Here is a 5,710-nt window from a genome sequence, read left to right on the forward strand (position 1 = left end):
CACGCCGTGGGTCGCCATCGTCGCCACGACCGCGGTCGCGATGGTCCTCGCGCTCATCGGCGACCTCGCCACCCTCGCCGAGACGGTCGTGCTGCTGCTGCTGTTCGTCTTCCTCAGCACCAATATCGCCGTGCTGGTGCTGCGCCGGGAGAAGGTCGACCACGACCACTTCCGGGTGTGGTCCTTCGTCCCGGTGCTGGGTGCCGCCTCGTGCGTGCTGCTGCTGAGTCAGCAGAGCGCACAGGTGTGGATGTTCGGCATCCTCCTGCTGGCGGTGGGCGCCGTGCTGTACCTCGCCGCGCGGGTCGTGGGACGCCGCCGGACGGGCGCGGGCTCGGCCCAGGAATGACCCCGCCCGCGCGCCTCAGGAATTCAGGAACGCCAGCAACGCCTCATTGACCTCGGCGCTGTGCGTCCACAGCAGGCCGTGCGGCGCGCCGTCGAGCTCGACGTAGGTGGCATCGGGCAGCATCTCCCGCAGCCGGCGGCCGGTGGCGTCGATCGGCAGGATGCGGTCGGCGGTGCCCTGCACGACGAGCATCGGCACCTTCAGCTCCGCGATGTCGGCGCGGAAGTCCGTCGGCCATGCGAGGGGCGCGGCGATGATGGCGGTGTTGCCTGCGAGGTTCGCCACGGCCACGCTCGCGTCGACGACCTCCTGCGAGATGCGCTCGCCGAGCAGCTCGTCGAGGTTGTAGAAGTCGTGGAAGAAGCCGGTGAGGAAGGCGTACCGGTCGGCCCGGACGCCGTCGGAGGTCTCCCGGAAGTACTCTTCGGGTGCGGCGCCGTCAGGGTTGTCCTTCGTGACGGCGAGGTAGGGCTGCAGCGGACCCATCAGCGCGGCCTGCGACACCCGGCCGGAGCCGTAGCGGGAGAGGTACCGCACGACTTCGCCGCTTCCCATCGAGAAGCCGACGAGGGCGGCATCCTCCAGCTCCAGCTCCTCCATGAGGGCGTTGAGGTCGGCGGCGAAGGTGTCGTAGTCGTACCCGGACCCCGCCTTGCTCGAGGCGCCGAAGCCGCGGCGGTCATACGCGATGACACGGTACCCGGCGTCCAGCAGCGCGGCTTGCTGCTTGCCCCAGGATTCGCCGTTGAGCGGGAAGCCGTGGATCAGCACGACCGGACGGCCGGTTCCCTGGTCGGTGTAGTACAGGTCGATGTCGGCCGAGTTCTCGGTCCCGACGGTGATGTAGGCCATGGTCTCTCCTCGCGCCGAGGGGGCGGATGCCTCGACTCACGTCGACGCTAGGGCTCCGCCGCCCCCGGGCGCCAGGCCTTGCGGAGCTGCCGTCGGCGGGCCGCCCTGGTCGCTACAGGGGAGGGGCGCTGTCCGCGCTCACGCAGGCAGGAGATCTCACCAGGACAGGACGATCCGGGGTGGAAGGTCCTGGTGTGGCGAGATCTCCTGTTGTGGTGCGTGGTGCGTGGTGCGCGCGGCGGCGGCGGCGGGCGGATGCCGCGGCTCAGGCGTCGCGACCGGCGCCCGCCGACGGGGTGACGGTGAACAGGTGCGGTGCGGCGAAGCCGGCGTCGGCGAACGCGCGCGTGACGGCATCCGAGACGGCGTCGACCCGGTCGTGCTGCACCAGCGCGATCGCGGAGCCGCCGAAGCCGCCGCCGGTCATGCGGGCGCTGATCGCACCGGCGGCCACCGCCGCCTCGACGGCGGTGTCGAGCTCGGGCACCGAGATCTCGAAGTCGTCGCGCATCGACGCGTGCGAGGCGTCGAGCAGATCGCCGATCGCGCGCGGGCCGTCGGCGCGGAGGGTGGCGACGGTGTCGAGCACGCGCTGGTTCTCGGTGACGACGTGGCGGACGCGGCGGAAGGTGACGTCGTCCATCAGTTCCTGGGCGCGATCGAGGTCGTCGACCGACACGTCGCGCAGCGACGAGGCGCCCATGAGCTCGGCGCCCTTCTCGCACGAGGCGCGGCGCTCGCCGTAGCCGCCGGTGGCGTGCGCGTGCTTGACGTGCGTGTCGATGACGAGCAGCTCCAGGCCCGCTGCGGCGAAGCCGAGGTCCACCACCTGGGCCTCGAGCGTGCGGCAGTCCAGGAAGATCGCGGCATCCGTCTGCCCGAGCATCGACGCCATCTGGTCCATGATGCCGGTGGGAGCACCCACCGCCTCGTTCTCGGCCCGGCGGCCGACCTGGGCGAGGGTGACGCGGTCGGCGCTCACGCCCCAGGTGTCGGCCAGCGCCGTCGCGGCAGCGCCCTCGATGGCCGCCGACGACGACAGCCCGGCTCCGACCGGCACGTCGGAGGCGAAGGCGAGGTCGACGCCCGTCACGGCGTCGGGGGAGAGGCCGGCGGCGTGCAGCAGCGCCCACGCAACGCCCAGCGGGTACGCCGACCACTCCGGCACCCGCGGCGCGCCGTCGCTCGGGAAGAGCAGGTCGAGGTCCGCGAGCGGCACCTCCACGGGCACGGGGTCGAAGGTCGAGACCACGCGGATGCGGCCGTCGGTGCGCGTCCCCAGCGCGACGTGCGTGCGGTGGGGTGTGGCGAAGGGGAAGACGAAGCCGTCGTTGTAGTCGGTGTGCTCGCCGATGAGGTTCACACGTCCCGGTGCCGACCAGGTGCCGATCGGCTCGTGGCCGGTGAGCGTGGCGAAGAGGTCGCGAGCGGCGGCGGCGGTCTCGGGGGTGGCGGGGATGGTCACAGGGACACTCCTTCGACGGCGGCGCGCAGGCGCTCCGCGGCGGTTTCTGGGGGAACGTCGCCGATCCAGGCGCCCATGGCAGCCTCGCTGCCGGCGAGGAACTTGAGCTTGTCGGCGGCGCGGCGGGGACTCGTGAGCTGCAGGTTCAGCCGCACGGTGTCGCGTCCGTGGTGCACCGGCGCCTGGTGCCAGGCGGCGATGTAGGGGGTGGGGGAGTCGTAGAGGGCATCGATGCCGCGCAGCAGGCGCAGGTAGAGCGGTGCGAGTTCGTCGCGCTCGGCGTCGGTGGTCCCGGCGAAGTCGGCGACGTGCCGGTGCGGCAGCAGGTGCACCTCGAGCGGCCAGCGCGCGGCGAACGGCACGAAGGCGGTCCAGTGCTCGCCGGCGAGGATGACCCTGGGGCCGGTGCGCTCGAAGTCGAGGATGCGCTGGAAGAGGTCGGGCGCGGTGCGGTCGATCGCGTCGAGCAGCCGGGTCGTGCGCGGAGTGATGTACGGGTAGGCGTAGATCTGGCCGTGCGGGTGGGGGAGGGTGACCCCGATCGCCTCGCCGCGGTTCTCGAACGGGAACACCTGCTCGATGCCGGGAAGCGTCGACAGGGCCGCGGTGCGGTCGGCCCAGGCCTCGATCACCGTGCGCGCGCGGGTGACGGACTGGGTGCCGAACGAGCCGGAGTGCTCCGGACTGAAGCAGACGACCTCGCAGCGGCCCACCGAGGTGCGGGTGCGGCCGAGGCCCAGGTGCTCGAGGTCCTCGATGCCGCGGGGCGGGTCGCTCGCGGCGGGTGCGTCGCCGTGGGCTTCGGCCAGGGCCGGACCGAACGACGGCGACTTGTTCTCGAACACCGCGACGTCGTAACGCGAGGGGATCTCGGACGGGTTCGTCGGGGTCTGCGGCGATAGCGGGTCGAGCTCGGCCGGCGGCAGGAACGCGCGGTTCTGCCGCGCGGCGGCGATGGAGATCCAGTCGCCGGTGAGGATGTCCTGACGCATCGTGGCCGTGGCCGGGCGCGGGTCGAGCTCGCGCGCGTCGAGGGCGCGCTCGGGGCCGAGCGTGGTGTCGGGGTCGTCGTAGTAGAAGAGGTCGCGGCCGTCGGCCATGCGGGTGGTCCGCTTGACCACCCCGGCTCCCAGCGTGACCGGTTCGGGGGTTTCGGGCGTGCCGAACTCAGCAATGTTCACGTCAACATGGTACGTCGGTGCCTGTGTTATCGTCAACACGATCGTGGGATGAGGAGAACGCGCATGGCTCGCGACCCGATGAAGGACCTGGACCGGTTCGAGCGCGCGCAGGCGACGGGCGCCGGTTCCAGCCCCGCCGCGAAGCGCGTGTCGATGCTCGACGTCGCCGCGCGCGCGGGCGTCTCAGGGCAGACCGTCTCGCGGGTGGTCAACGGCAGCCCGCGGGTCGATCCCGCCACCCGGGCGCGCGTCGAAGAGGCGATGGCCCGGCTCGGCTACCGCCCGCACCGCGCCGCCCGGGCCTTGCGCACCGGCCGCACGCACACGATCGGACTGGTCGCGACGACCCTGGCGACCGTCGGCAACTCCCGCATGCTGCAGGCCGTCGTCGAGGCCGCGACGGGCCGGGGCTACGCCGTCGCGGTCGTGACGCTGGATGAGGCATCCGGCATCGCCGACGCCTTCGCGCGGCTGCGCGATCAGGGGGTGGACGGGGCCATCGTGCTGAACGAGGCGACCGCGGTCGTGCGCGACGCCCTCGCGCCGGCGGACCTCGCGCTCGTCGTGGTCGACTCGCCCGTCGACGACCGGTTCGCCGTCGTGCAGACCGAACACGCCGCCGGTGCGCGTGCGGCGACCGATCACCTGCTCGGCCTCGGGCACACGACCGTCTGGCACCTCGCCGGTCCCGAGGCGTCGTACGCTGCCGCCGAGCGCGAGCGGGGATGGCGATCGGCGCTGGTGGATGCCGGGATCGAGGTGCCCTCGCCGGTGCGGGGCGACTGGACTGCGGCATCCGGGTTCGCTCTCGCCTCTGATCTTCCCGCCGCCGCGACAGCGGTGTTCGCGGCGAACGATCAGATGGCCCTCGGCGCGCTGCGGGCGCTCAGCGAGGCCGGGCGGCGCGTGCCCGAGGATGTCAGCGTCGTGGGATTCGACGACGTGACGGATGCCGCGAACTACCGGCCGCCGCTGACCACCGTGCGCCAGGACTTCGACGCCCTCGGGGCCGAGGCGCTCGCTGCGCTCGTCGCCGCGATCGACGGTGACGAGCGGCGGCACGTGCTGCTGCCGGCGCCGCTGGTGGTGCGGTCGAGCACCGCGCCGCCGCCGGCGTAGGCGCTGCCGGGGCGGCGCCGGGCGGCGCCGGGCTCAGCTCGCCCCGCGGCGGGCCTCCCAGCCGGTGCGCACCATCTCGTCGACCGAGTAGCGGTTCTCCCACTGCAGGTCGCGGGCCGCGAGCTCGCCGGTGGCGACGATGCGGTCGGGATCTCCGGCGCGGCGCGGCGCGATCTCGGGCGTGAAGTCGATGCCGGTGACGCGGGCCATGGCATCCATGATCTGGCGCACCGACAGGCCGTTGCGCGACCCCAGGTTGTACGCCGCCTCGAGCGGCTTGCCTGCGGCCAGGCGCTCGGCGGCCACGACGTGGGCGGCGGCGATGTCGGCGACGTGCACGTAATCGCGCACGTTGGTGCCGTCGGGGGTGGCGTAGTCGTCGCCGTTGATGCGCGGGGTGCGGCCCTCGATGAGCGCCTCGAACACCAGCGGGAACAGGTTGTGCGGGCTGGTGTCGTACACGGCGAGGTCGCCGGAGCCGACGACGTTGAAGTAGCGCAGCGAGGTGTGCCGCAGCGGCCGCTCGTCCTCGGCGGTCGCGACGGCCTGGTCGCGGATCAGCCACTCGCCGATCAGCTTCGACTCGCCGTAGGGCGACGCCGGGCGCTTGGGGAGGTCCTCGGTCACGAGCTCGACGTCGGGGGTGCCGTAGACGGCGGCCGACGACGAGAAGACGAGCTTGTCGACACCGGCATCCGCCATCGCCTGCAGCACCACGCGGGTGCCCTCGACGTTCTGCTCGTA

The 5,710-nt window shown here is 72.7% G+C and carries 5 protein-coding genes and 1 pseudogene; 2 read left to right on the top strand and 4 right to left on the bottom strand.

The genetic code is table 11. The annotated features are described in order from the left end of the window. A pseudogene (locus tag NQ160_RS17080) lies at positions 1–349 on the top strand (amino acid permease); the annotation flags it as partial. A gap of 15 nt (positions 350–364) precedes the next feature. Here the strand turns inward: NQ160_RS17080 and NQ160_RS17085 are convergent. The 3 genes from NQ160_RS17085 to galT all read right to left on the bottom strand — a co-directional run bounded on the left by NQ160_RS17085 (position 365) and on the right by galT (position 3,766). Then, positions 365–1,201, bottom strand: a complete 837-nt coding sequence (locus NQ160_RS17085) for an alpha/beta fold hydrolase (RefSeq protein ID WP_257516357.1) — start codon at positions 1,199–1,201, stop codon at positions 365–367. A gap of 265 nt (positions 1,202–1,466) precedes the next feature. Beyond that, positions 1,467–2,666 carry a galactokinase gene (gene galK / locus NQ160_RS17090; protein WP_257516358.1) on the bottom strand — a complete coding sequence of 400 codons (1,200 nt, stop codon included), beginning with the start codon at positions 2,664–2,666 and terminating at the stop codon, positions 1,467–1,469. Beyond that, positions 2,663–3,766 (bottom strand): galactose-1-phosphate uridylyltransferase, encoded by a 1,104-nt coding sequence (gene galT, locus NQ160_RS17095; RefSeq protein ID WP_257516360.1) that lies wholly within the window; start codon positions 3,764–3,766, stop codon positions 2,663–2,665. The genes galK and galT overlap by 4 nt, the downstream gene beginning before the upstream one ends. 234 nt (positions 3,767–4,000) lie before the next feature. On the opposite strand from galT, the gene NQ160_RS17100 reads away from it, so the two are divergent. After that, on the top strand, positions 4,001–4,966 hold the full coding sequence (locus NQ160_RS17100; RefSeq protein WP_257516361.1) for a LacI family DNA-binding transcriptional regulator: 966 nt from the start codon (positions 4,001–4,003) through the stop codon (positions 4,964–4,966). 33 nt (positions 4,967–4,999) lie between these two features. Here the strand turns inward: NQ160_RS17100 and NQ160_RS17105 are convergent. Then, the coding region (locus tag NQ160_RS17105) for an NAD-dependent epimerase/dehydratase family protein (protein WP_257516359.1) at positions 5,000–5,710 on the bottom strand (711 nt) is incomplete at its 5' end.

The sequence above is a fragment of the Microbacterium sp. zg.Y909 genome (genome assembly GCF_024626565.1).

Bases quoted from the DNA above. Each gene is read 5' to 3' on its own strand.
- NQ160_RS17100 (WP_257516361.1), top strand. From the start codon at position 4,001: ATGCTCGACGTCGCCGCGCGCGCGGGCGTCTCAGGGCAGACCGTCTCG.
- NQ160_RS17085 (WP_257516357.1), bottom strand. From the start codon at position 1,201: ATGGCCTACATCACCGTCGGGACCGAGAACTCGGCCGACATCGACCTG.
- galT (WP_257516360.1), bottom strand. From the start codon at position 3,766: ATGGCCGACGGCCGCGACCTCTTCTACTACGACGACCCCGACACCACG.